General features: G+C 24.6%; 17 protein-coding genes and 1 CRISPR repeat array. Of the genes, 2 read left to right on the forward strand and 15 right to left on the reverse strand.

Translation table 11 applies throughout. The features are described from left to right. Nucleotides 1-7: 7 nt before the first annotated feature. The 14 genes from RGC78_RS08445 to RGC78_RS08510 all read right to left on the reverse strand — a co-directional run bounded on the left by RGC78_RS08445 (nucleotide 8) and on the right by RGC78_RS08510 (nucleotide 21954). Entirely contained in the window at nucleotides 8-1246 is a 1239-nt protein-coding gene (locus tag RGC78_RS08445) for a sensor histidine kinase (RefSeq protein WP_252212423.1), read from the reverse strand. Between the two features lie 336 nt (nucleotides 1247-1582). Next, the gene (gene cas2 / locus RGC78_RS08450; protein ID WP_252212189.1) at nucleotides 1583-1873 is read right to left on the reverse strand and encodes a CRISPR-associated endonuclease Cas2; all 291 of its coding nucleotides are present in this window, start codon (nucleotides 1871-1873) and stop codon (nucleotides 1583-1585) included. Nucleotides 1874-1956: 83 nt separating this feature from the next. After that, nucleotides 1957-2955, reverse strand: coding sequence for a type I-B CRISPR-associated endonuclease Cas1b (gene cas1b / locus RGC78_RS08455; RefSeq protein WP_309556447.1), 999 nt, complete (start codon nucleotides 2953-2955; stop codon nucleotides 1957-1959). A 56-nt stretch (nucleotides 2956-3011) separates the two neighbouring features. Further along, the gene (locus RGC78_RS08460; RefSeq protein ID WP_309556449.1) at nucleotides 3012-3506 is read right to left on the reverse strand and encodes a CRISPR-associated protein Cas4; all 495 of its coding nucleotides are present in this window, start codon (nucleotides 3504-3506) and stop codon (nucleotides 3012-3014) included. A 19-nt stretch (nucleotides 3507-3525) separates the two neighbouring features. Further along, a complete protein-coding gene (gene cas3 / locus RGC78_RS08465; protein WP_309556451.1) occupies nucleotides 3526-6213 on the reverse strand; it encodes a CRISPR-associated helicase Cas3' in 2688 nt (895 codons plus the stop codon). A 102-nt stretch (nucleotides 6214-6315) separates the two neighbouring features. Further along, nucleotides 6316-7104: a type I-B CRISPR-associated protein Cas5b gene (gene cas5b / locus RGC78_RS08470; protein WP_309556453.1), complete on the reverse strand. Its 789-nt coding sequence runs from the start codon at nucleotides 7102-7104 to the stop codon at nucleotides 6316-6318. A 3-nt stretch (nucleotides 7105-7107) separates the two neighbouring features. Beyond that, entirely contained in the window at nucleotides 7108-8049 is a 942-nt protein-coding gene (locus RGC78_RS08475) for a type I CRISPR-associated protein Cas7 (protein WP_309556455.1), read from the reverse strand. Further along, complete coding sequence (locus RGC78_RS08480; protein WP_309556456.1) at nucleotides 8050-9798, reverse strand: type I-B CRISPR-associated protein Cas8b/Csh1; 1749 nt, start codon at nucleotides 9796-9798, stop codon at nucleotides 8050-8052. 15 nt (nucleotides 9799-9813) lie between these two features. Next, on the reverse strand, nucleotides 9814-10506 hold the full coding sequence (gene cas6, locus RGC78_RS08485; RefSeq protein ID WP_309556458.1) for a CRISPR-associated endoribonuclease Cas6: 693 nt from the start codon (nucleotides 10504-10506) through the stop codon (nucleotides 9814-9816). Between the two features lie 539 nt (nucleotides 10507-11045). Further along, entirely contained in the window at nucleotides 11046-11264 is a 219-nt protein-coding gene (locus RGC78_RS08490; protein WP_309556459.1) for a hypothetical protein, read from the reverse strand. 471 nt (nucleotides 11265-11735) lie between these two features. Next, nucleotides 11736-18506: direct repeats of the CRISPR family, unit length 30 nt; unit sequence ATTTAAATACATCTCATGTTAATGTTAATC. A gap of 339 nt (nucleotides 18507-18845) precedes the next feature. Then, nucleotides 18846-19484 (reverse strand): hypothetical protein, encoded by a 639-nt coding sequence (locus RGC78_RS08495; RefSeq protein WP_309556460.1) that lies wholly within the window; start codon nucleotides 19482-19484, stop codon nucleotides 18846-18848. 267 nt (nucleotides 19485-19751) lie between these two features. Next, nucleotides 19752-20114 (reverse strand): phage holin family protein, encoded by a 363-nt coding sequence (locus tag RGC78_RS08500; protein WP_252212180.1) that lies wholly within the window; start codon nucleotides 20112-20114, stop codon nucleotides 19752-19754. 137 nt (nucleotides 20115-20251) lie between these two features. After that, nucleotides 20252-20986 carry a DUF434 domain-containing protein gene (locus tag RGC78_RS08505; RefSeq protein ID WP_309556461.1) on the reverse strand — a complete coding sequence of 245 codons (735 nt, stop codon included), beginning with the start codon at nucleotides 20984-20986 and terminating at the stop codon, nucleotides 20252-20254. Between the two features lie 317 nt (nucleotides 20987-21303). Further along, nucleotides 21304-21954, reverse strand: coding sequence for a hypothetical protein (locus RGC78_RS08510; protein ID WP_252212178.1), 651 nt, complete (start codon nucleotides 21952-21954; stop codon nucleotides 21304-21306). Between the two features lie 241 nt (nucleotides 21955-22195). Here RGC78_RS08510 and RGC78_RS08515 point away from each other — a divergent pair, with 241 nt between their 5' ends. Next, nucleotides 22196-23068: a DMT family transporter gene (locus RGC78_RS08515; RefSeq protein ID WP_309556462.1), complete on the forward strand. Its 873-nt coding sequence runs from the start codon at nucleotides 22196-22198 to the stop codon at nucleotides 23066-23068. Nucleotides 23069-23120: 52 nt separating this feature from the next. Here RGC78_RS08515 and RGC78_RS08520 read toward each other — a convergent pair whose 3' ends face one another. Continuing rightward, complete coding sequence (locus RGC78_RS08520; protein WP_309556463.1) at nucleotides 23121-23897, reverse strand: endonuclease/exonuclease/phosphatase family protein; 777 nt, start codon at nucleotides 23895-23897, stop codon at nucleotides 23121-23123. A gap of 533 nt (nucleotides 23898-24430) precedes the next feature. On the opposite strand from RGC78_RS08520, the gene zupT reads away from it, so the two are divergent. Continuing rightward, entirely contained in the window at nucleotides 24431-25234 is an 804-nt protein-coding gene (zupT, locus tag RGC78_RS08525; protein WP_252212175.1) for a zinc transporter ZupT, read from the forward strand. Nucleotides 25235-25460: the final 226 nt, after the last annotated feature.

Below are 25460 nucleotides of genomic sequence, written 5' to 3' on the forward strand. Positions count from 1 at the left end.
CTCCTAATCATACTTCTTTTGGTATAGTAATCTTTATTACTGTACCATTTCTTATCTTACTATCTATATGTATCTCATAATCTTCACCATAGCAATAGCCCATTCTCTTATTTGCATTATTTATACCTATTTTATCTATGTTATTATCAAATTTAAAACTTAATTGTTCTCTTATTTCATTAAGTTTTTGTCTTGATATACCCGTTCCATTGTCTTCTATGTATATATTCAAATGAGCATTATTTTCTTCTGTATAAATTTTTATACAACCTCCACTTTCCTTAGTTTCTAATCCATGAACCACTGAATTTTCAACAAATACCTGAACAACCATAAATGGTATTTTAATATTTTTAAACTCTGATTTTATATTAATATCATAATTTAGCCTATCTACAAATCTAACTTTTTGAAGATTTAAATATGCTGTTATATAGTCTAACTCTTCTTCCAGAGTAACTATCTTGTTAGCTTTTTTTAATGTATATCTTAGCATTTTAGATAAATCATAAATAACTTCTTGAGTTTTTGGAGCCTCTTCTATTATTGCAAGTGATGAAATACTATTTAAAACATTAAATAAAAAATGAGGATTTATTTGAGATTGCAATGCTTTTAATTGACAAGACTTAAATTCTTTTTCAAGCTCTACTTTAGCTTTTTTTGCTTCTATAAATTTCATATTTTTTTCATTTAGCTCTTTTTGTGCCATTTTTAGCACAGCCTCTTCAACAATATAATTACTTATATGAAACATCATTTGAGCAACTGATTGTATTTTACTAAAACTAACTCTTGGCAATTCTTTGTAAAGGTTTAAAACTTCTTCCCTATCAGTTTTACTTAAGTCATTAAAATCATTTTTTATTGCCACTATTTCCTCTAAATCTATATCTTCATCATCTATCAGAACTTGCCCTGCCATAACCGAACCCAAATGTTGACCATTTATTATTATAGGTGTAGCAAAATCAACTAATCCTTTATGACATTTATATATGTATGGTTTTTCAATTCTAAGGGCCTCTAGTCCCCCTCTTGAATCACATCTCTCACATAATTCAAAATAAGATTTGCTAGATCTCATAAATTTACAAAAGTCACTACATTTACTATGTTTTGTAGCTGGCTTACCTTTGTAATCCACAGTAATTATTGACATTTCTGTAGCTTCAGCTATATCATCTTGTATTTTTTGAAATACTTCTATGTCTAAAATATCATTTAAGTTCAATAATTCCTTCAGTTGTCTCCCTTCCTTTCTACATTTTTGGTGTTTTAATAGCTAGTTTCTTATTTAATTGTTATTTTTTGTTTAATATCATTATATTGTTGTAAAAAAGATTTTTCAATACAATTTTTATCCCTGAGTGATTAAATTTTTTTAAAACTCTACTAAAAACAAAAAAAATATTACTGCAAAACAAAATTTCCAGTAATATTTTAATAACAAATTTATAAAATTCTTATTTTCTTTTTATAGATTTTATACCATTTCCTAGCAAAGCCAGTTTCACGGGATGCGAGTCTTTTTGAATAATCACCTGGTAAAAATATAGTATTTTTTAATGCTTTTTCTATCTTATATTATTAAATCTTCGCCTGTTGCATTTGAAGTTTCCCCTAGTATTTCTTCTCCAAAAACATTGTCATTCATTAATTTTATTATACAAATAAAATCTTCACTTTTATCTATTACTGAGTTTATATCTTTTTTGAACCTTATTAATTTAGATGGAGACATTTCTCCTCTAAATACAGATTTTTGAAAATGTGATAGGTATTTTTTACATACTTTAAATACTTTATTTACACGTTTTTCATTTACATCATAAAAAACAAAAGCATAATTATAATTACTAATTTTACTCATTAAAAATCCTCCATATAAAATAAATACATTTTGAGTTCTCTTATTACTGTTAAAAAGCCTAATTCATAACTACTCTATAAAAATCAAAATCCTTCTTTCAATCTAAATGGTATAAACTCTTTTTCTTCCATTATATATTTTATAAGTTTATAACAATCAAGCTTCATCGCAGTTCTATAACTGACTCTTCTTTTTAATTTAGGATGATTAAAGACAGTTTCTAGCCTATCTTCAAATGCCGCAATAAATATCTTTTTACCTTCTTCATTTAATAAACAGTAATTTACTTTCTTATCAAAATGCTTACTTACTTGCAATTTTTTATTATTAACTAAATCAAATATTGTCTTATATACTATTACGGGCTTAAAAACTTCGCTTATATCTAAACTCAAGGAAAACCTCCCCTCTGAGGGTTCATGCAAGTAACTTATTCTTTGATCTAAATGTGTTCTATAAATTGCCGAAATTGTTTTTGTATATAAAAGCGAATTTCCAAAAGAAATAAGTGCATTTATTGGATTATCAGGTGGTCTTTTTACTCTCTTATTAATAATAAAGTCCTCTGGTAAAAAATTTTTAAATTCACTATAAAATCTTTGCCATACTTCCCCTTCAGCAGCCATAAGCTCTTTTATATTTTGTGAATTTTCTACTCTATTAAAAAACTCATCTTTAATCCAATCTATAGTATTCTTTACTTCTTTTTTATTATGTTTATAGTAATGATATAAAACTTCACTTATATTAAGTCCTATACCTTTTACTATGGCTTTTGCAATAATTAATCTAGATGTATTATATTTTTCAACTTGTTTTACTAGTAATCTTCCACTATTATATTGATCTTTAGGATAAAATGTTCCACTATAACCTTCAAAGTAATTAAAGAAATGAACCACCACATTATTCTTTGATAAGAAATCTAACAATTTTGTGTTTATACTTACCTCATTTAGACAGTAAATTTCTTTAGTATTTTCAATTGGGATATATACATTTTTTCCATTTCTTCTAAAACATAATGAGTTATCTTTTCTAGTCAATTCTCCCATCGATGATATATATCTTGTACTTCCCATATAAATCCTCCGTCTACCCTAATTTATATTTTTAATATTTTAAGTAATAAAATTTATTAAATATAGCAATATTCATAATATGCACATTTCTTGCAGGCTGGTTTGTTTAATACTTTAGGTATTTCATTTTCTGAAATTAATTTTTCAATTTCCATTACATATTTATCAAGTTGCTTTTCTAACTCTTCATTTAAATCAATATAGGCAATTTTTTTATCAGCTTTGTTTTTTTCTACACATTCCAATTTGCCTTTTCTTAATATTCCCTTGCTTTTCAACACTTTTAAATAATATAATAACTGCCACTTACCAGCTTCCATATCTGCATCTGATTTTTTAACTTCTGTTAAATATTCAGATGTAAGTTTATCTAATTTGATATTATCAATTGTTATTTCTGTATTATTAGAATTTGCTGCCTTTTCTTCATGAATTGCCTTTCCTATCTTAACAATCTCACTGTTATCTTCTAAATTAAGTCTATTTCCGTGTAGATAACACTGCCTTTTACAGTGGAAATAATAATTAATCAAAGTACCATTTACTCTCAAACTATAATATCTCCTTTCATTAAATATCTAAAAATAATCCTACTTCATTTGCAAATTTCTCTTTATTAAGCTTTTCACCTTGAAAATATTGTTCTCCATTTTCTATATAATAAAGTTCTCCAATTTTATCAGTATAAGACAAATCAACATTCTTTTTAATCTCATAAATAAAGTAATTCATTTTACTTTTTACTACAGATAACTTAAATTGCTTTTCTGAATAATCCATAGAATTGTTATTTAAAAGACTTTTATATTCTTTCCAAACTTCTCTTCCATCAATTTCTATGATTTTATTATTTTCATTCTTTTTTATAGTTCTACCTAAATAAACAGACATGTTCCAATTATTCTCTTCTATAAGTTTCATTCTTCTTTCAACATCTATAAAATTAAGCTTCCCAACTACTTCTTTAAAGAAATTTTTTAAATTACTTTCATTAAAAGATTCATTGTACTTAACCTTTATCATATTAAGTACGGGTTCATAATACTTATTAAAATTCTTATTCACTAAAACTTTTCTCATTTCATCATTTAATAAACTTAAATCAGTATTAACTCTAACATCATTTTTATATATTAAATCCGTCTTATCTAAATTAAAAAAGTATACTTCTCCTTTTCTTTTGCATGATCTATTGATTCTCCCCATAAATTGTTCATCACTATCTAACTTAGAAATGTCCTTATATCCTATATCCATATCAATATCTACTCCTGCTTCAATAACTTGGGTAGAAATTAATATTATTCCTCTTTTTTTATCTTCTTCACTACTTATTAGATCTAAAATCCTTTTTCGCTCTATAGCATTATCATCACCTGTCATAAGCTCTATAATTAGATTTAATTCGTCATTTTCTATATCTTCCTTAATATTATTATAGAAATCATATGCACTTTGCTTTTTTATAAACTCAATAAGTATCTTCTTTTTCCTTTTACTATTTTCTTTTACATGTTTATAAAGTACATCTAATGTATCATCTAAATCCATAAGTTCATAGCTTACTTTTACTCTATCTTTAAATAGTGAATTAGAAAAATACTTTTCTCTGTTCTTAATTAAATTTGCACTATCCAAATCATCTTTACCTAGCTTTATTTCTTCTGAATTAATATCTTTAACACTATCTTCAACATTAATTAAAGCATTAAGATTTGGTAAAGTTGCTGACATTATTATTAATTTTATATTCAAAACTTTAGCAAAATTATTTAAGAATGATATTATTTCACTCCAAATAATATTCTTATAACTTTGAATTTCATCTAGAACTATTATAGAATTAGCTAATTGATGAAATCCAAATGCACTTTCTTTTGAAAAACCAAACATTGTATTAAATAAACTTACATGAGTAGTTAAAATCATTGGATAATTTAAAAATTGTCTATTTAATAATGCTTTAGCATAATACTTATAATCTGTTTCCTCCTCTGCTAATCCTTTATCTTTTTTATCCATCTTTATAGGAAATATAGAATTTATAATAGCTATCTTATTTAGTATTTCTTTATCTTTCCCAAAAATTTTATTTAAAGTTTCTAAGTTTTGTTCCACCAATGTATTAAAAGGATATACATAAAATATCTTTTTAAGCTCCGTATTATCTTCTATTAGTTTAAAACTTAAATTCATAGATACATTGCTTTTACCACTACCTGTTGGTGCTTCTAAGAAGAATATGTTCTCATCCTTATTTTTAGATAATTCTCTTTCTGCATCTAAAAACATCTCATTTCTTAATATATTAATATCTTTTTCATTTTTCAAATCTTTATTTTCATTTGTATAATCATTAGATTCATATTTTCTTATACTCTTATATACTTCTGTATCTTTATATACATGGTAAAATTCATCTATTTCTTCTAATTCACCAAAAGTCTTTATCTTAGTGCCACTCATAAATTCACTAGTAGAATAAAAGTCACAAGCTACAAGCAACGAATATAATAATTTGCTATATGTATATAAAACAATTGTATTCTCTTCACTTGTTCTTTTAATATATTTCTTTGTATTGTCACATTGCTTTTTTATTTTATTCTCTGATAAAACAAATTCTTTTGTATAAATTTTTCTATAATTATTTTCAAATATATTAATTACTTTGACTCCATCTCCACCATCATAAAACATATCTAAAAAACCTAAAAAATCATCTAAATTTCCATGATGCTTAGATATAATGTACGCATTTAAAAACAATATTGTTCTCACTTGCTTTTTTTCTGCTAATTCTAAACTTAATACTTTATTAAGATAATAATCTATATATAATACAGCTGATATTATTGAATGCCTTGTACCAATTTGACTAAAACTTTCTACATCTTCTTTTAAAGGATTATCCATATTTTTAATTTGAAAGTATGGATTTATTTTACCAATATCATGAAATGCAATTGTATTTATTAAAAGCTCTCTAAAAACTTTTCTGCCATCATCACTTAAGTCTTTAAAATATATATTTTCAAAATTTAAAAATATCTTGTCTAATTCTTTTGATTTAAATATTTTATTAAAATACTCTTTACACAGATTGGTATGTTCTTTTAGTGTTTCTTTTCTTATGAACTCTTTTTCATCTTGGTTAACTTCATTATTATTTTTGACTTCCTTTAAATGAGCATAGAAATCATATTTACTACTTATTAAATTTTCTGTATTAATTACATTAATTTCATCAAAATACAAATTAAATCCTCCTAAATTTAAAGGAGGGTTCCCCCTCCTGAAGTTCACATCCTAATAGATTTGTCCTATTAATATTAATAAATTTCTACTAGTCTTATTTAATTAATAAAATACAATATTATTATTTTTAATCTTATATACACTACATTTGCTATCACTGCATACTTTCATATTTGTATATAAAAAGCTTTTTAACTCATACATATTAGTATCTTCATTTAGGACAATAGGTAATTTTTCTTCATACTTAAAAGTTTCTTCATAAATATCATCTTCATACTCATCTTCTTCATCCAAAACTACTTTAAAAGATTCTTTAGTAAAAAGACAATTAATTTTATTAACATTACTTCCATCTAATATAGACTCTGTATCCAGCAATTCTACATTAGATATGTCAGCATAATGATCATTTTTACCTAGGTATGGTGAATATACAGCTTTATGATTAATTAAATTATCTGCAATTTTTTGACTTTCTTCATTTTCAATTAAAACATATATATCCCAAGAAGGATTTTCAAGCCATTGTTCCTTAACTATTAAATTGCCTCCTTGTTCTTTTGATGCATATCCAACAGAATTATTAAAGCACTGCACTTTCTTAGGTATAAATCCCTTTTCATTACTAGGTGCTATAGATACCTTTAGATCTTTTAGTTTTTCATAAAACTCTGGAAATTTAATTTTAACTTCATCTTTTTTCTTTTTTTCGCTTAATTCTTCCTTAAGCTTCATTTGATTATATCCACCATATCCAAGCACGGAGCCAAATAACCCTAATAAAGCTACTTTATGAATATTTCCATAAGTAAAATAAAGATAAGTATTTACATCTGGTTTCTTAAAAAATGCTGTTTTTCCGCTCAATTTAAACTTTAAAACCTTCATATTTTACACCTCTTCTTGTGTAAATATATTATAAACTTTAGCTCCTTTTATTTCAGATTCAAGGATAGTTGTATATGGATTATAATAAATTTCAATATTCTTAACTTTATCAGAAACAGAATTAATTAAATCTGAACACTCTAGCTTTATAATGTTTTTACCTTTATCTTTATTAAAGATCACAAACTCTGATAAATTAGGAAGATATAAATCTTCTTCAGTTTCTATAAGTAAAGCAAATTCATTTTCACATCCTACCTTTGAATTAGTTGCAAATGATGTTGCACTTACTAAAGAAGCTTTCTTAAATTTATCATAATCTTCTTCAGTGTAACCATCAGTTACACCAAGTTCTACAAATTCCTTATATGCAAGTGGATTTATTGTAAATGGATAAAAATAGTGTGCTTCATTACTTACAATCTTAGTTCCAAGAGTTGAATTTTTAGCTTCATCAGAATCACTACTATCTTTTGAACCATCTCTAAAAGGCGAAAGTATTTGTTGTTCTTCTGGATTTGTATCTTCATATTTATTAAATCCTTGACCGATTTGAACAGCTCCAGTTATAGATATGTTATTACCTTCTTCTGCAAAAGTTGCTCCAAAATTCTTAACATCAATTGCACTAAATAAATTCACCAAAACATCTTTGGTATTTTTGCATTTCTTTAAGTCTTCAACATTAAAAATTTGCTCATATCTTTCTTTTAAGGCTCTTGGGACTAATTGAACTTCACCTTTTTTTTCTGAAAATCTCATAGATTTAATATATAAAACTTTTTCTCCATTATTATCCCACATTTTTTTCATTGGATATTTTAAAGCTTTATCGCTTCCAAATGTATCCCCGTTTGAAGTTGTCTTTGGGTATCCAGTAAAATCTGCATTCCAATTTGCCATAACAGATGAAATTCCAATTACTCCATAAACTCTCTTATTCATTTACACTTCCTCCTTATTGTCACTTTCGTAAATTAAACTACTATTTAAATATCCTGCAATAATCATATCTTGATTCACAGTACTTTCAGGTTTATATCCTAAAATCATTGCATATAAATTCTTAAATCTTCTTCCATTCATATCAATATCATAATTATATTTCTTATAGAAATTTCTAAGTTTCTCTTTTATAACTTCATTATTTTTACCATTAATAAATGGATTAGCTAAAGAATGTGGTTTCTTCTTACCTTTGTTCTTAGATAATAAATAATTTACTAATTGTCCTACTGCAAAATAATATTCATCATCATTTTCAATTTTATCTGTTGTAGGCGCATTTATTTTTTTTCTTAAAGTTTCCTTCAAGTCAAATATTATATTAGCCATATCATCATTTCCTTCCTTAAAATATTCAATAAGTGACCATCTCAAATTAAACTGATGGGATGCCTTAATAATATATCCGTTTACAATAGACCCCTTTACTAAACTTAAAGAAACTCTATTTAAAATTTTAAAAACTCCATTATCTATTCCTTTATATATCCAATTAAATAAAGATTCTCTAGCTAGTAATAAGTTACTCTTTAATGATCCATCATTTATTTTCAAGTCTCCTGGTTCTGTAAAATAATTTGTAATTAAAAACTTTGAAAAAAATACCTCATTTAATATATCTTGAAACTCCTTTACTGTAGTACACAAACCATATTTTTGAGTAGATACATTTTTTGAAGCTAAATCTAAATCTAAAATATTCCTAAATTTTAATTTTTTAGTTAAATTGTATTTATATCCAGTTATAATATCATAATCATGTATTTCTACTTCTTTTCCTTTTTTAATTCTTAAAAATGAGCCTTTAAATTCTCTTTCTGGTAATTCACCATTTTTATATGATTTAATTTCATTTTCAATATTATCAAAGTAAATATTTGTTTTGCCTACTGCTACAAGATTCATTAAGTAATCAAAAAACTTTCTTTGAAGTAATACTTCTTTCTTATCTATTAAATAAGGTACACCTACTTTTCTGCTTTTATTTTCCAAATAAGGTTTCTTAGAATTAAGTCCCATATTATCATTTGGTAAACCATAAATATTATTATTAAAATTCACATTAAAATCATTACTATTATAAATATTAGGAATTAAATACCTCATTCCTTCTCTTTTATAATTTTCAGTAGGATAGTTAAAGAATACTTTTAAATAATCCTTACCACTAATATCAATTGTTAAATTAAATATATTTTCCTTAATCCATGCTTTTATATTTTTTAATGTATCTACATTAACTAAACCAATTTCTTCTTCAACAGATTCATATATATTAGTTGCTTTCTTAGACTTAGAATATTTAACTCTAGGGTTAGATAAAATAGCATAATAGCTATCTATTATTTCATCTGTTAATTTTCCATTAGTTAAACTCTCTTTCTTTACAAAAAAAGAAAAATAATTATTGCTATGAATTACTTTTTTTCCATCTATAGGTTTATTCATATCAATAAGTTTACTATTGTAATCCCACGCACAAACATTATCAAAGTATTTATTACTTCTATCTATTTCTTTAGTTTTCTTATTTTGCTTTATGTTAACTACTTCCTTAATTCCAAACGAGTCATCTTTAGGTTCTACTATGACATAAGTTCCGTCTGCTGGCACATATGTATCTAGTATTATTTTATCGCCTTTCTTTTCTAACTCATGTTGAAATACTTCTAAACATTCTTTTAACAAATTATATTCACCTCCTTAAAGCCATCTATAATTTATAAATCCAAAACCCCTTCCATTATTCTCAAGTATGCCTGTCCCAATACTCATATATGCTAAATTTTGAGCCATTTCATTTTCAGCTATATTTAAAGAAATTTTATCCCCTAAAAGTTTTATTTCTTTATAAGATGTGGCAATTGGTTTTTTATTTTTAAATTCTATTGTAGTATACAAATCAAAATCTTCATTTATTTTGGTATCTAATATAGAATTATATTTTTTAATAAGATTTTCTTTTAATCTACGTTCAAAATCTTCTAGAGTCATTTTACTCTTCCAGTAACCATTATTACTTTTCATAATAGCTGGAGTTATAGAATAAATCTTATCAATATGCTTTTTAGGAATTATTCTTATTTCAGAAGTTAATGCTTTTATATAATTATCAAATTCATTTACCAATACATTATTAAAAAATTTTGCTAAATTTTTATCTATTGTCCTAATAGTTAATGTATATACATTATTCTTTTTATAAACTTTATCTTTTTCTATTGGATATAACGAATCAAAACAATAATATTTAAATTTATTACTTTTATGAAACTTTAAAAGTTCTTCATTCTTGGATAATCCTTTATCAATAAATGCACTTAAATTTGATTGCAAATTTTCTAAAATTATATCTTCTAAAAGAAAAACTTTTAATTTTATTTGAAATACATTCATAATCATACCTCCTTGTAACAATTTTACTATTAATTGATTTATTTGTAAATAATTGTAGTGATATCACATCATATGTTACTATTAATTCTACATATTTTTATTATAAGCAAATTTAAATACATCTTATGTTATAATTCTATACTATTTTACTTTTATAACTATATTTTTACTTTTAATATTCTTTAAATTAATTATTTTTTCGCCAGATTGTTTATTTTTATTTCTTTTCATTATGTTTTACCCTCACTTCAAATTTTTATTATTAGTAATGACATTATAAAACCTTGCACTTATATAATGAACATTTTATTCTAATAATATACATAATTTTATAAATATTTATTTTAATATTAAAAATAGCAGTAATAAACTTTAATTTAGCTTATTACTACTATCAAATATATCTCTAAATCTATTCATATTAAAGATGTTAAAATTCAACTCAGTTCTTCTTATATAAATAATAAAACAATGTCAAAAAAGAGTTGTATTAATTAAGTTAAAAACCAATTAATACAACTCTACTTTCTTATAGAATACTAATGACTTTCTGCTTTCCTAAGAACATTTACTTCTTCTTCTGTTAATCTAGTTTTTATAGCTATTGTTTTATTGTCTAAAATATCTAGTAAATTTTTTGCTATTTGTAAAGATTTATTTTTTACTTTATCATAGATTACTAATTCTTCTGCTAATCTTATTTTTGCTTCATAAATATCTTCATCTTTTTGTTTTGTTTCTAATAAGCTTTTTGCCATTTTAAATATTAATCTTAATGGATTATCTTCACTTGTATTTTCTAAGTTTATCTTTTAATCTAACCTTTATTATCTTATCTGATATTATTTTTTTCTGCACTATCTTTATCAAAAATATCCTTTTGAATTTCTTGTAATTCTTGATCTAGACTTTCAGTTCCAAGTTCTCATACAATATTATCAAATATCTCTGGAAAAAGTAATTCTACTATTTCAATTTCAAAGGCTTCTAATAGATTAATAAATACATTTAAATGTGGGCATTAAAATCATGCTTTTTAATCAAGTTATTTCATGCCCTTCTTACTTATCACTACTATTATATTTTCTTAATATATTTATATTATATCTTATATATTGTAGTTTATAAACTTAATCTAAAGAAGTTTTTTCTTACTCCTATTTTTATGTAATAATATAGCAATTATTTTAAAATTATCCTCCAAAGGTTACTCATACAATTAAAACTTTATTTAAATACATCTCATGTTAATCGAATTTTTGCATAACTTCCTAAATCTTCATACATCTATTTAAATACATCTCATGTTAATGTTAATCACTCTTGTCTTGCCACCTCTATAACATCTTCTCTTTATTTAAATACATCTCATGTTAATGTTAATCTATTAAAATGCTTAAAGGTTCAGTTTTTTCTGATTAATTTAAATACATCTCATGTTAATGTTAATCCCTATTGCATCATCAATTTTATCAAAATTATCATATTTAAATACATCTCATGTTAATGTTAATCAATATCCATCATTTGTTTTTATTAAATTTAAAGAAATTTAAATACATCTCATGTTAATGTTAATCTGACATTAATATTTTCAATGATAATTTTGATAAAATATTTAAATACATCTCATGTTAATGTTAATCAACAAAAAGAAATGATTGTTTCGCAATAGCAAAATAATTTAAATACATCTCATGTTAATGTTAATCTAGATAAGAACGAATATGAGGTATATTTTGCAATAACATTTAAATACATCTCATGTTAATGTTAATCTAAAAAAAATTAAGGTTGGCAATCGTTGTTTTGTTTTATTTAAATACATCTCATGTTAATGTTAATCAAAATTTTGAAACTATTATTAATGAATGTGTTGAAACATTTAAATACATCTCATGTTAATGTTAATCTCAACTCAATATCCAAATGATAATAATGTTTTTATATTTAAATACATCTCATGTTAATGTTAATCAATGCCTATTGAGGAAATACAACGTATGCTTGGTCAATTTAAATACATCTCATGTTAATGTTAATCTAAAAGCCGTGGAGATGCTAAACCACTTTCAATCGCATTTAAATACATCTCATGTTAATGTTAATCATTAATATCATATCTATAAGCCTTTAATGTTCTATCATTTAAATACATCTCATGTTAATGTTAATCACTCCATTTGAAACTGGCGAGATAGTCGATGCAACGGATTTAAATACATCTCATGTTAATGTTAATCATGCCAATAGTAGTAGGAATAGCAAATAAAATAAAATTTAAATACATCTCATGTTAATGTTAATCTCAAGTATGGGAAGGCAATATTGGAAGTGTGAAAATATTTAAATACATCTCATGTTAATGTTAATCTAATTTTTATAGATTTGCTGTTACATCTTTTAACATTTAAATACATCTCATGTTAATGTTAATCTCTTTCTACATCACAGTTTTTAGTATCTGCCCACAAATTTAAATACATCTCATGTTAATGTTAATCTTATGATTTTAAAACTGATATATCAATGTGTAGTAGATTTAAATACATCTCATGTTAATGTTAATCCAACCAATTATGGCACCATGTAGGTGTGCTGAAGCATTTAAATACATCTCATGTTAATGTTAATCATTTTATATAAAAGGAGATAAAATGTTAAAAGAAAAATTTAAATACATCTCATGTTAATGTTAATCCAGATCAAATTAATATATGTTATAATAAAATCAAGTATTTAAATACATCTCATGTTAATGTTAATCTCATAATCCAAATTATTAAGCCATTCTCTAAAATATTTAAATACATCTCATGTTAATGTTAATCAGTTCATACAGATTCGCAAAATTTAGAATCTTATGAATTTAAATACATCTCATGTTAATGTTAATCTTTGAAGGTAAAGTAATAAGAAGTAAAAGTATAGATTTAAATACATCTCATGTTAATGTTAATCTGGTCTTGTTATTGTCGCTGGTATTGCTTGCGGTTAATTTAAATACATCTCATGTTAATGTTAATCAAGGCGAAAATACTGCCCTGTGACGTTCTAGTATATATTTAAATACATCTCATGTTAATGTTAATCAAAAGGTACAAGTTATATAGTAAATATTTATCAAGGATTTAAATACATCTCATGTTAATGTTAATCAGATAGTAAAGGAGCTTGATTAATTGTGTTTCACGATTTAAATACATCTCATGTTAATGTTAATCCCAACTTGATGCATTCAATAAACTTATGGATGGTACATTTAAATACATCTCATGTTAATGTTAATCTTAAATTATAAAGTTTATAATTTAAATAAAGAAGAATTTAAATACATCTCATGTTAATGTTAATCAAAGAGAAATGTAAAAATAAGAAATACATAAAAGCATTTAAATACATCTCATGTTAATGTTAATCTTTATCTATGCCAGTCTTGGTTCTGTTTATTCTATTTATTTAAATACATCTCATGTTAATGTTAATCTGTTAGATAATTAGTTAAAAAAATGACACGTAAAAAAATTTAAATACATCTCATGTTAATGTTAATCATGAAGGTTAATCCATTATATTTTTTATGAATACCTATTTAAATACATCTCATGTTAATGTTAATCTTGTAACCAATGTGTAATAGCATATGGGAGTGATTTATTTAAATACATCTCATGTTAATGTTAATCAATTACACGTAGTCAACAAAAATATAAAAAATATGTATTTAAATACATCTCATGTTAATGTTAATCTATTTGAATTTGGAGGTTTAATTTTATGGGAAGAGCATTTAAATACATCTCATGTTAATGTTAATCTACACTCACCACATTTTAAAAGACCAGAAAAAATAATTTAAATACATCTCATGTTAATGTTAATCAGATGTGCTACAGACAGAGGTTTTAGAATTATTACAATTTAAATACATCTCATGTTAATGTTAATCTTCTCTAACATTTCTAAAATGTCGTTTTCTAAACGATTTAAATACATCTCATGTTAATGTTAATCGCAGAACAAAAAGTTATTCTTATCACCCTTCTAAATTTAAATACATCTCATGTTAATGTTAATCGGAGCAGTAACTTTAGAATACGAAACAAAAACAAATTTAAATACATCTCATGTTAATGTTAATCAAATCATTTATGCTTTATGTATATTATCTCCAATATTTAAATACATCTCATGTTAATGTTAATCTTAAATCAAGCACAATAGAACTCATATCTCTTATTATTTAAATACATCTCATGTTAATGTTAATCGTGAATATGGAGAGGATTGGATTATGAAAATTAAATTTAAATACATCTCATGTTAATGTTAATCTGTTGGAGGATAGCATATGAATACTAAAGAGTTAAATTTAAATACATCTCATGTTAATGTTAATCTTTTCTTTAACACTGCAAGGACAAAGCCATATAATAATTTAAATACATCTCATGTTAATGTTAATCTATTCAGAATTTAGACAAAGAAGTTACTCTTTAAAATTTAAATACATCTCATGTTAATGTTAATCATATTCACCTCACTTTCTATCAATCCTAAGTTAGTAATTTAAATACATCTCATGTTAATGTTAATCCAAGTATGCAGCATGATGTTCAGATAAGTGATTCATTTAAATACATCTCATGTTAATGTTAATCACAGCAATAAAAGAGCAGCTAGTAAAGAGTTAATATTTAAATACATCTCATGTTAATGTTAATCCAAGCCTGACGTGCCGGAAATAGGTTTTTTTAAAGAATTTAAATACATCTCATGTTAATGTTAATCATTGTATAATAATTTAGGCAGGAGGGAATAATCGATTTAAATACATCTCATGTTAATGTTAATCGGTATGGAGTATTAGAAGATGTAGAAGAGGTTGATGCATTTAAATACATCTCATGTTAATGTTAATCTAATAAAATTTCACAAAAATTAATGATCGTATTTAGATTTAAATACATCTCATGTTAATGTTAATCCCTTTTCCCATGTTTCATATTCTAATGATTTGAATATTTAAATACATCTCATGTTAATGTTAATCTAAATTAAATTGTGAGGCTAAAAGATTTCGTATAAAATTTAAATACATCTCATGTTAATGTTAATCACAAAGTTTTTAACTTTATCCCTTATACCTAAAATATTTAAATACATCTCATGTTAATGTTAATCACCTAATGCTCTATGAACTCCATTTTTCTTTAAAGATTTAAATACATCTCATGTTAATGTTAATCTTGCTTGGATTAGTAAACCATGCTCTAGCAATATTCATTTAAATACATCTCATGTTAATGTTAATCTTAGATAAAACTCTTACTCATTATTCAGATTCTTCTAATTTAAATACATCTCATGTTAATGTTAATCGAAAATCTGGTGAGTGGCTAAGAGGTCGATTTAGATTTAAATACATCTCATGTTAATGTTAATCATGGTGGGAAAGAACAGATTTTTCAGCGACATTTAAATTTAAATACATCTCATGTTAATGTTAATCTATATCAATAAGAACCTTACTTTCATCATTTACATAATTTAAATACATCTCATGTTAATGTTAATCCATCTGGTGTTTTAGTCATATTAGCACTAAAACGATTTAAATACATCTCATGTTAATGTTAATCGGGTATAAAATTATGAGAAAATTAAATGATAACTTATTTAAATACATCTCATGTTAATGTTAATCTTGCTTAGCAAAAAATACTTAGAAAGTTTAGGTTTATTTAAATACATCTCATGTTAATGTTAATCTTTGTTGATTTTATTACTAAACTATTATTTATTTCCATTTAAATACATCTCATGTTAATGTTAATCTTTTTCATTTATACTATCATAATCTTCATCTGAACATTTAAATACATCTCATGTTAATGTTAATCAAATGTAAAACAGTATGAACATAAGAAGTTTAAAAAATTTAAATACATCTCATGTTAATGTTAATCATATAATTCAGTTAAGGCATGGTGTGGTTTTAATACATTTAAATACATCTCATGTTAATGTTAATCTTAGGAAGAACAAAAGATAATACAGTACAACTTTAATTTAAATACATCTCATGTTAATGTTAATCTCTGTTCTTGGAATGTGTCCACGCTCTGCCAATTTAATTTAAATACATCTCATGTTAATGTTAATCATGGGCTTATAAAAAGATTCCGGGGGTTAGTTAAAAATTTAAATACATCTCATGTTAATGTTAATCCGTGAAAGAAGAAATGTTTTGCAAGGACTTTTAGAATTTAAATACATCTCATGTTAATGTTAATCCTGTTACAGATATTTTTAAATTGCCTATTCTTAAATTTAAATACATCTCATGTTAATGTTAATCGCTTCTGACTTGCCACTAGATAGCCAAGCATCACGTATTTAAATACATCTCATGTTAATGTTAATCGAGTTAAAACATTAATAGTATCTGTTGGACACGCATTTAAATACATCTCATGTTAATGTTAATCTAGAGCATGGTTTACTAATCCAAGTAATAATTGGGCATTTAAATACATCTCATGTTAATGTTAATCGGGAATACTTTAAATTGATCCTTGCTAGTATTCGCTATTTAAATACATCTCATGTTAATGTTAATCCTTTAGTACATTAGACCAAGGGAATACTTTAAATATTTAAATACATCTCATGTTAATGTTAATCGCGTTAATACAGGAGATACATTACCAAGAGGTTATAATTTAAATACATCTCATGTTAATGTTAATCCCCTCATTTGTTTGCTCTGATTTTTGAGGTCTTTCATTTAAATACATCTCATGTTAATGTTAATCACTGGTGCTGCATATTTCATTGTCTCTCCTAAATCATTTAAATACATCTCATGTTAATGTTAATCTGTTGGGAAGTTTTAGTTGTATCATTTATTATTTTCATTTAAATACATCTCATGTTAATGTTAATCTTGAAAAAAGTAAATACTTTCTCAATATATTCTATGCATTTAAATACATCTCATGTTAATGTTAATCTAAGGATATTAATTCCTATAGATGAAGAATAGGAGGATTTAAATACATCTCATGTTAATGTTAATCTTAGCACCTGTTTTAATCCAACTATTCAATTTATTTATTTAAATACATCTCATGTTAATGTTAATCAAAAGAGCAGACATTATTTCAACTGTATTTGGTACATTTAAATACATCTCATGTTAATGTTAATCTAAAAGATGTAGAGCTAGAGTTAATATGGCTTTATAATTTAAATACATCTCATGTTAATGTTAATCTATCTGATTATTTAGTATTAGATTATTTAAAATTAAAATTTAAATACATCTCATGTTAATGTTAATCCCCGCCTTGATTCATTAATGCAAGTACACCTGACATATTTAAATACATCTCATGTTAATGTTAATCTGGTCTTTTAATCCCGTAATAGATTCACCATCTAAAATTTAAATACATCTCATGTTAATGTTAATCGTTAGTTGAAGCAAATGGAACAGTTTCATCTGCCTAATTTAAATACATCTCATGTTAATGTTAATCTGGAACAATACAAAAACTATTTCAAGATGAAAAAATATTTAAATACATCTCATGTTAATGTTAATCTCAAGCTATGCAATGTACAATTTCAGAATTAGAAAATTTAAATACATCTCATGTTAATGTTAATCAAATAATATTCAAATTGATGTCCAAGTAAATAACAAATTTAAATACATCTCATGTTAATGTTAATCTAAATTATCTAATTTAGTTTTTGCCATTTCATCAGCATTTAAATACATCTCATGTTAATGTTAATCTTTGCAGAGAAAGAACTGTCTCTATAGAAGAAAGATTTAAATACATCTCATGTTAATGTTAATCTTTCTTTCTCCTTTTCTAAGCACATATATATTTAATTTAAATACATCTCATGTTAATGTTAATCCAGCAATATCAATTGAATAATTTATATTATTTAAAATTTAAATACATCTCATGTTAATGTTAATCCATTGAAAATAAGCCATTCTTAAAATGTTAAAATTCCTCTAATACAGTAATAGTAACACATTATAAAAATTTTACCAAGTGATTTTTAAATATTATTATTATCATTCCTCAACCTATATAACTCTTGTATTTACCTAGCTCTGCAGCAATTTTAATATAATAATAACCTGGTAAAAATATATGCTATTATTGTACTTTGCATATTAAAGATGTTGGATTTAGATTAAAAATAAATTGGTTAATAATATAAACAAATAAGTAAAATTGACATTTAAATATAACATGCTTCAAAAAGGTAGATAACTTTTACATAAGTCATCTACCTTTTTACAAAAATTCTTATTTTCTTTTTATAGATTTTATACCAGTGATCTCTTCTATATACTCAAATTCAGGATTTATTTCATTTACAAAAGCTTTAATCCATAAACTTCTTAAAAAGTAAAAGTAGTCTACATCACCATTTTCTTTATCCCAAATTTCTTTATGTACGCAACTCCTTCTAGTCCATTCCACAAAATTTTCATTACTATTTATAATTTCATTTACTCTGTCACATGGCATTCCATCTAATATATAATCATTTACTTTGTTAAATATATCTTCTGCACTATCTAAGATAAATCCCTCTTCTTTAACTTCTTTTGCTGCCATGATCCCTTGATTAATATACACTTGTTCTAGTTTTGTTTTAGCTTCTATATTATTATTTATTATGATAGTCGTCCAAGCCGCTACTCTTCCTTCTGATGAATGTATCTTTTCTTGTAACCATCCATGAATATTACTTGTATCTATAATTTCATTAAGAGATTTATTCGGTAGCTTATCTCCATACTTACCTTCAATTTCTCTTTGTAATTTTGAAATATCTAATCCTTGGCTTTTTGCAACATCAATTATTTCATTTTCTAATCCTTCAAACCATAAAATCTTATTAAATAACCAAAAATGAATTTTTCCTAAAAATAAACTCATATCTTTTCCTCCAATATTGAATAATTTATTATATTAAATATCATGTCCTATATAGTACATTAAATATTCAAATGCATATAAAAACAATCTATATAAAATATATTAATAATTTTTGACGAATTAATGTTTTGCTGTAATTTACAGTATACATTTTTTACTCAATTAATTATGTAACAAATGTTACTATTAATGAATTTATTTTAATTAAACAATAAAAAGGACTCTATTTTTAGAGTCCTAATTAATTTTGTAAATTAATATTTATTTTTACATTACCCTTCCAGGCAATACTGCATCTAAAATCCCAATAACTACAGATGCTAATAATGCTCCAATCATAGATACTCTCATATTAGGAACTACAAATTGTGCTAAATATATTATTAAAGCAGCAATTATAAATCCCTTTACACCTTTTCCAATAGGTGATGCATCAATTCCCATAAACATTTCTACTACATAATCTGATACCGTTATTACAACCGCTGCTAATAAAAATGACCATAATCCATTAATACTAAATCCTGGTGTTAAAAATGATGTTATTCCTAAAATGATTACAACTAGTGCTAATCTTGTTAACCAATTCAAAGCACTATTACTATCTGAAGTTTTTCTTTTATGTTCCATAAATATTCCTCCTTATAATGATAATTTGCTTCACATATATTATGCCCATGTAATAAAAATAATATTAAGGAAAAAATATTATAAAAAAAAACACTCTATAGATATGTTTTAATATCTATAGAGTAACACTTATAATTTTACATCTCTTTATTACAATCATTTAATAAAGAAAAGTCAATACATGTATAGTCATTAATGTTATTATCTATAATTTTTTTATTTAAATTAAGCCAACTTTTGCATTTATCAAGAATAATTGCATCACTTGTTATAACATTATCTAAAGTTTCTAATATTGAATCAACATTGTTGATATTTTCAACTTGCAAATCAAAATTAAACTCACTTAATAATTCTAATATTTTTTCTTTTAACTTTCCTGAATTAGATACTGGCGCATCCAAATAAAAAATAGCTTTTCTCACTTTATTTTCTTCTAACATTTTTCCAATTAGTGTAATTGCTGTTTCAGTTTTATCTATTATACGATATGTGCCTCTCAATCCTGCCAAATCTCTAATTGTTTCATCCATACATTTTAATAAAGATGAATTAGATAATGCAACTTCCAATGTTATTATGGTGTTAAATCCATCTATATTTACAACACATCCATCTAAATTGCCTTTAATTTCTTTAGCTTTTCTGATTAAAATTCTATTTTTTGCAGAAACAGCTCTTACTAAAGCTAATCTTTGGCGTTCAGATAATAGATAATGATTTCCTATAAACACCGAGGCACTTTTTATGTTATATCCTTGATTTAAAAGATAATATAAATCCTGTCCAGCCTTATATAATTTTAAAAGTGATTTTTCATTAAACTCTTTTTCATCAGTAGCTACATATCCTCTTTTAACAACTTTACTCATATGTTAATATCCCCTTATTATTGTATCTTTGAATTAAATAGTCTATTTCTTGATTAAATATATTATGAGTTTTTAATCTATATAATTATACTTTTAAATATAACTATCTAAATTTATTTACTTATTTTTATATTCCACAATTATGAGTAACTCCCAAAAAACATTCCATAAATTCTTTAAAATTATTATTCTTAATAGCTAAATCTACTTATAATGTATCTATCGTAAATATTATACATCTCTTTACATTTATTTTTCAAAATAAGTGTAATAGCTTTTAAAAGACTACTAGATTTAATCTAATAGTCTTTTAAAAGCTAATATTTACTATAAAAATACTCCATTCCTATTCTACTTATTTTAAATGAAGGTATTTTTCTAAACTTCTCTTTATAATACGATGTATTGTGTATTTTTACATACGTGTTATATATATTCTTAACTTCTATTTCACCTTCTTGAACTATTTTATTAAAAAATGATTCAATAGATATTATTTTTAGCTCTCTCATAAATTTTCTTTCATAATTATAAATAACATTATCTATAATTTTAACTAACAATGGATTTTCTTCATATTCAACAACACTACGCCTTATATCACTTTTTGCTCTAGTATAAGTATAATCAGCTATAAAGTCATTTTTTCTTATTTGTGCTTCTTCAGATGCTATCTTCATATCAGCCATGGATATTTTTTGAACTGAATTTTCATAATTTTCTTCTAAATCTTTTTCTAAAATTATATATGGTTTGTAATAATAGTCTATTTTCTTCCCATTTTCCAAGGTATTTGTTCCAAGAAATACTGTGTAATTCAGATTTATCTTCTTAATGTTGTAATTGCTTTTTATAAATTTTTCTATAAACTCTTTTGGTTTAAAGTTAGCATTTATGTCTCCTATATTTACTGTCTCACAATACTTCTCATATCTATTTTCCTCTTTAAAGACATAAGCATCATTCATAAAATTTTCCTCCTCAAATCTTATATTATATAATATGAAAAGAAAATTTCTTTTAGTACTACATAATTCTAAGCTATAAATTAATATTTATACAATAATCTTAATATTAACTTTAATAGTATTACGATTTTTGTTGATTATAAAAATAAAATTAATTATAATCTATAAAGTATGATGTTAACATTTACTTTAAAAACATAATCTTTAATTAGTTTTATCAAAATCAAGAGGGGGACTTTTTTTGAATACATATAGAGGACTATTATATGCTATTTTATCATCTGTAGCATTTGGGCTCATGCCTATATTTGCATCAATAGCTTACAAAAACGGATCTAATCCGACAACGGTCATAATATTTAGATTTTTATTATCATCAATAAGTATATTTATATATCTTTTATATAAAAAAGTTAAAATTAAAATTGAAAGAAAACCCATGTTAATCTTATTAGCAATTGGGATTATTGCATACACTATTACAACACAAACTTTATTTATGTCTTATAATTATTTAGGTGCTGGACTAGCTACTACTCTTCATTTTATATATCCAGCAATTGTATGTATTATTGGTTTTGTCTTTCTTAAAGAGAAGATTAGTAAAAGAAAAATAATATCATTATTTCTTTCAGGCATAGGCGTTTATTCTCTTGTTGCTTTTGAAAGTAAATCATTAAGTACATTAGGAATATTTTTAGCATTATTTTCCGGAGTAGCTTATGCAATTAATTTAATTGTATTAGGACTTGACTGTATAAAATCAGTAGATAATAAAATTTCAACTTTATATATGTGTGTAGGGGCTACTCTAGGTATGGTTACATATGGTCTATTTACAAAATCAATAGTATTGAGTTTTAATACTAAAATAGTAGGATCATACATAGGAATATCATTAATCTCCACTATAGTATCTATAATTTTATTACTTAAAGCTATTGAATTAATTGGAACTTCATCAACATCTATTTTAGGAACTTTTGAACCAATAGTCAGCATAATTTTTGGTGTATTGCTTCTTGGTGAAAATTTATCTTTTGAATTAGTAATTGGAGCTGCATTAATATTAACTGCAACTATTGTACTAGCTAAAGATACAAAAGGCGAATAAAGATAACAGTAGGTAAATTTGTACTTATTATAAATTTACCTACTGTTATTTTTTATTTAATATTTATCTCAGCCATCAAAGGATAATGATCTGATGGATATTTACCATTAATATTATATTTTACTATTTCTACATCAATTATTTCAAACTCTTCTGATACAAATATATAATCTATATGTGATCCCTTTTCTTTATTTTTAAAATGACCCATAGTAGCTTTATTATATAATGACTTATTCATATCTTGTACAGCTACAAGTCTTTTATTGAAAATATCTCCATTTATAAAATTCTTAATTAATTTACTATTAGGACTAGCGTTAAAATCTCCCATAATTATTAATGGAAGTTCTTCTTTTTCTTGTTCTTTCTTTATAAACTCTGCAATCTTTTTAAGTTCATGTGCTCTTGCTTGTGGCAAAAGACAATCTAAATGCGAATTACAAACTCGTATTCTTTTCCCATTTTCTAATTCAATTATGGCTGTTGTGCAGATTCTTGGAAACATTGAATACCATCTTGATCTTCCTATCTTTTCTGGATTATCACATAGCCAAAATGTTTTATAATTATCTATCTTATGTTTTTTGGAAATCAAAATATCATTTCTCTCTGAAAACAATTTTTTACTTCTTGGATTGCCTACAATAGTATATGTATTTATATTATTATATATATCTTTAAACATTTTCTTAGTTACTTCTTGAGTACCTATAATATCACAATCATATTTATTTACTATATCAAACACTAAGTTTTTTCTCTCACCCCATCTATTATTAAAATCTAAAATAAAATCACATCTCAAATTAAAAGTCATTACCTTCATAGCAATATCCTCTTTTCAGCTTGTTTTAAAAATTCATTTATTAAATTATTATCAACTTTGTTTTATCATTCTTTAATATATATTATCTGTACTTTATTAAAAAAAAGACCATCTTTATTATAAAAATAAAAGATAGTCTCTTTACAACCACATAGATTTCTTGCTAACAATTCTTATATTCGGTTGTGACACTTCAGCGTAGCACCAATACTGTCACATAACCGAAGGATCGATTTTTAATGTGCACAGTATTGGTAGCGTAGCGAATTGCGCGCAACCTAATGATGTGTGTCTGACAAATCTCCACCATGGCGCAACACCACAGTATAAAGGCCAAAAAATCTATGTTTTTTAATTTTCTTATTTATTGAATTATACCATATACAAAACCAAATTTCAACATTTTTTAACTTTTTTAATAAAATAATCTTATTGATTAAAATTCTTTAATTAGTTATAATATAAAATATAATTCAATTGATATTGAATATCAATTGAATTATACATATTGTTTTTACAAAGGAGGGATTATATTGAATAATATTTTATTTGCTTTCTCATTAACTCTTTTTTCAGGATTATGTACAGGCATAGGAAGTGCTTTTGCTTTTTTCGCTAAAAAAACTAATACTAAATTTCTTTCTATAAGTCTTGGTTTTTCAGCAGGTGTTATGATTTATGTATCAATGATTGAAATATTTTTTAAAGCTAAAGATGCTCTTACAGAACAATTTGGAATAAAGACTGGTTCTTGGCTTACTGTAGTATCATTTTTTGGAGGAATGCTTACTATAGCACTTATTGATAAAGTTATTCCAGTTGGAGAAAATCCACATGATATATATAAAGTTGAAGACTTAAATGCAAATAAAGTTAATTCAAATAACAAACTTTTAAGAACAGGATTATTTACTGCAATAGCTATTGCAATTCATAATTTTCCTGAAGGGCTTGCAACATTTATTTCTGGCCTTCAATCTCCATCTATAGCAGTTCCAATAGCCGTAGCTATTGCAATTCATAATATACCAGAAGGTATCGCAGTATCAGTTCCTGTTTATTATGCTACTGGTAATAAGAAAAAAGCTTTTGTATATTCTTTTCTTTCTGGATTATCTGAACCTTTAGGAGCTATTATCGGATATTTAATCTTAATGCCTTTTATTAGTAATGCGGTATTAGGTATTATTTTTGGAGCAGTAGCTGGTATAATGGTTTTTATATCACTTGATGAACTTCTTCCCTCTGCAAGAGAATATGGGGAACATCATCTTTCAATATATGGACTAGTAGGCGGTATGATACTAATGGCTGTTAGCTTATTATTATTTCTATAAAATTTAGTCTAGTTCATATTTAAATTTAAAATTACACAGTTTATTAATTTTCTTAAGCGTGTATAGGTATTATACGGTTATTTAAAATATAAATTAAATTTTATTCATTGAGCAAATTTTGAACTTTTAATAAGGCTATGTTTTAAGTGAATGTTGATATTTTAGTATAAGGGCGAACTGGCATTGGAATTTGCTTTTTAGAACTCTTAATGAAGATTTGTACAAT

It is taken from the genome of Clostridium aquiflavi, assembly GCF_031344075.1.
Taxonomy (GTDB): domain Bacteria; phylum Bacillota; class Clostridia; order Clostridiales; family Clostridiaceae; genus Clostridium; species Clostridium aquiflavi.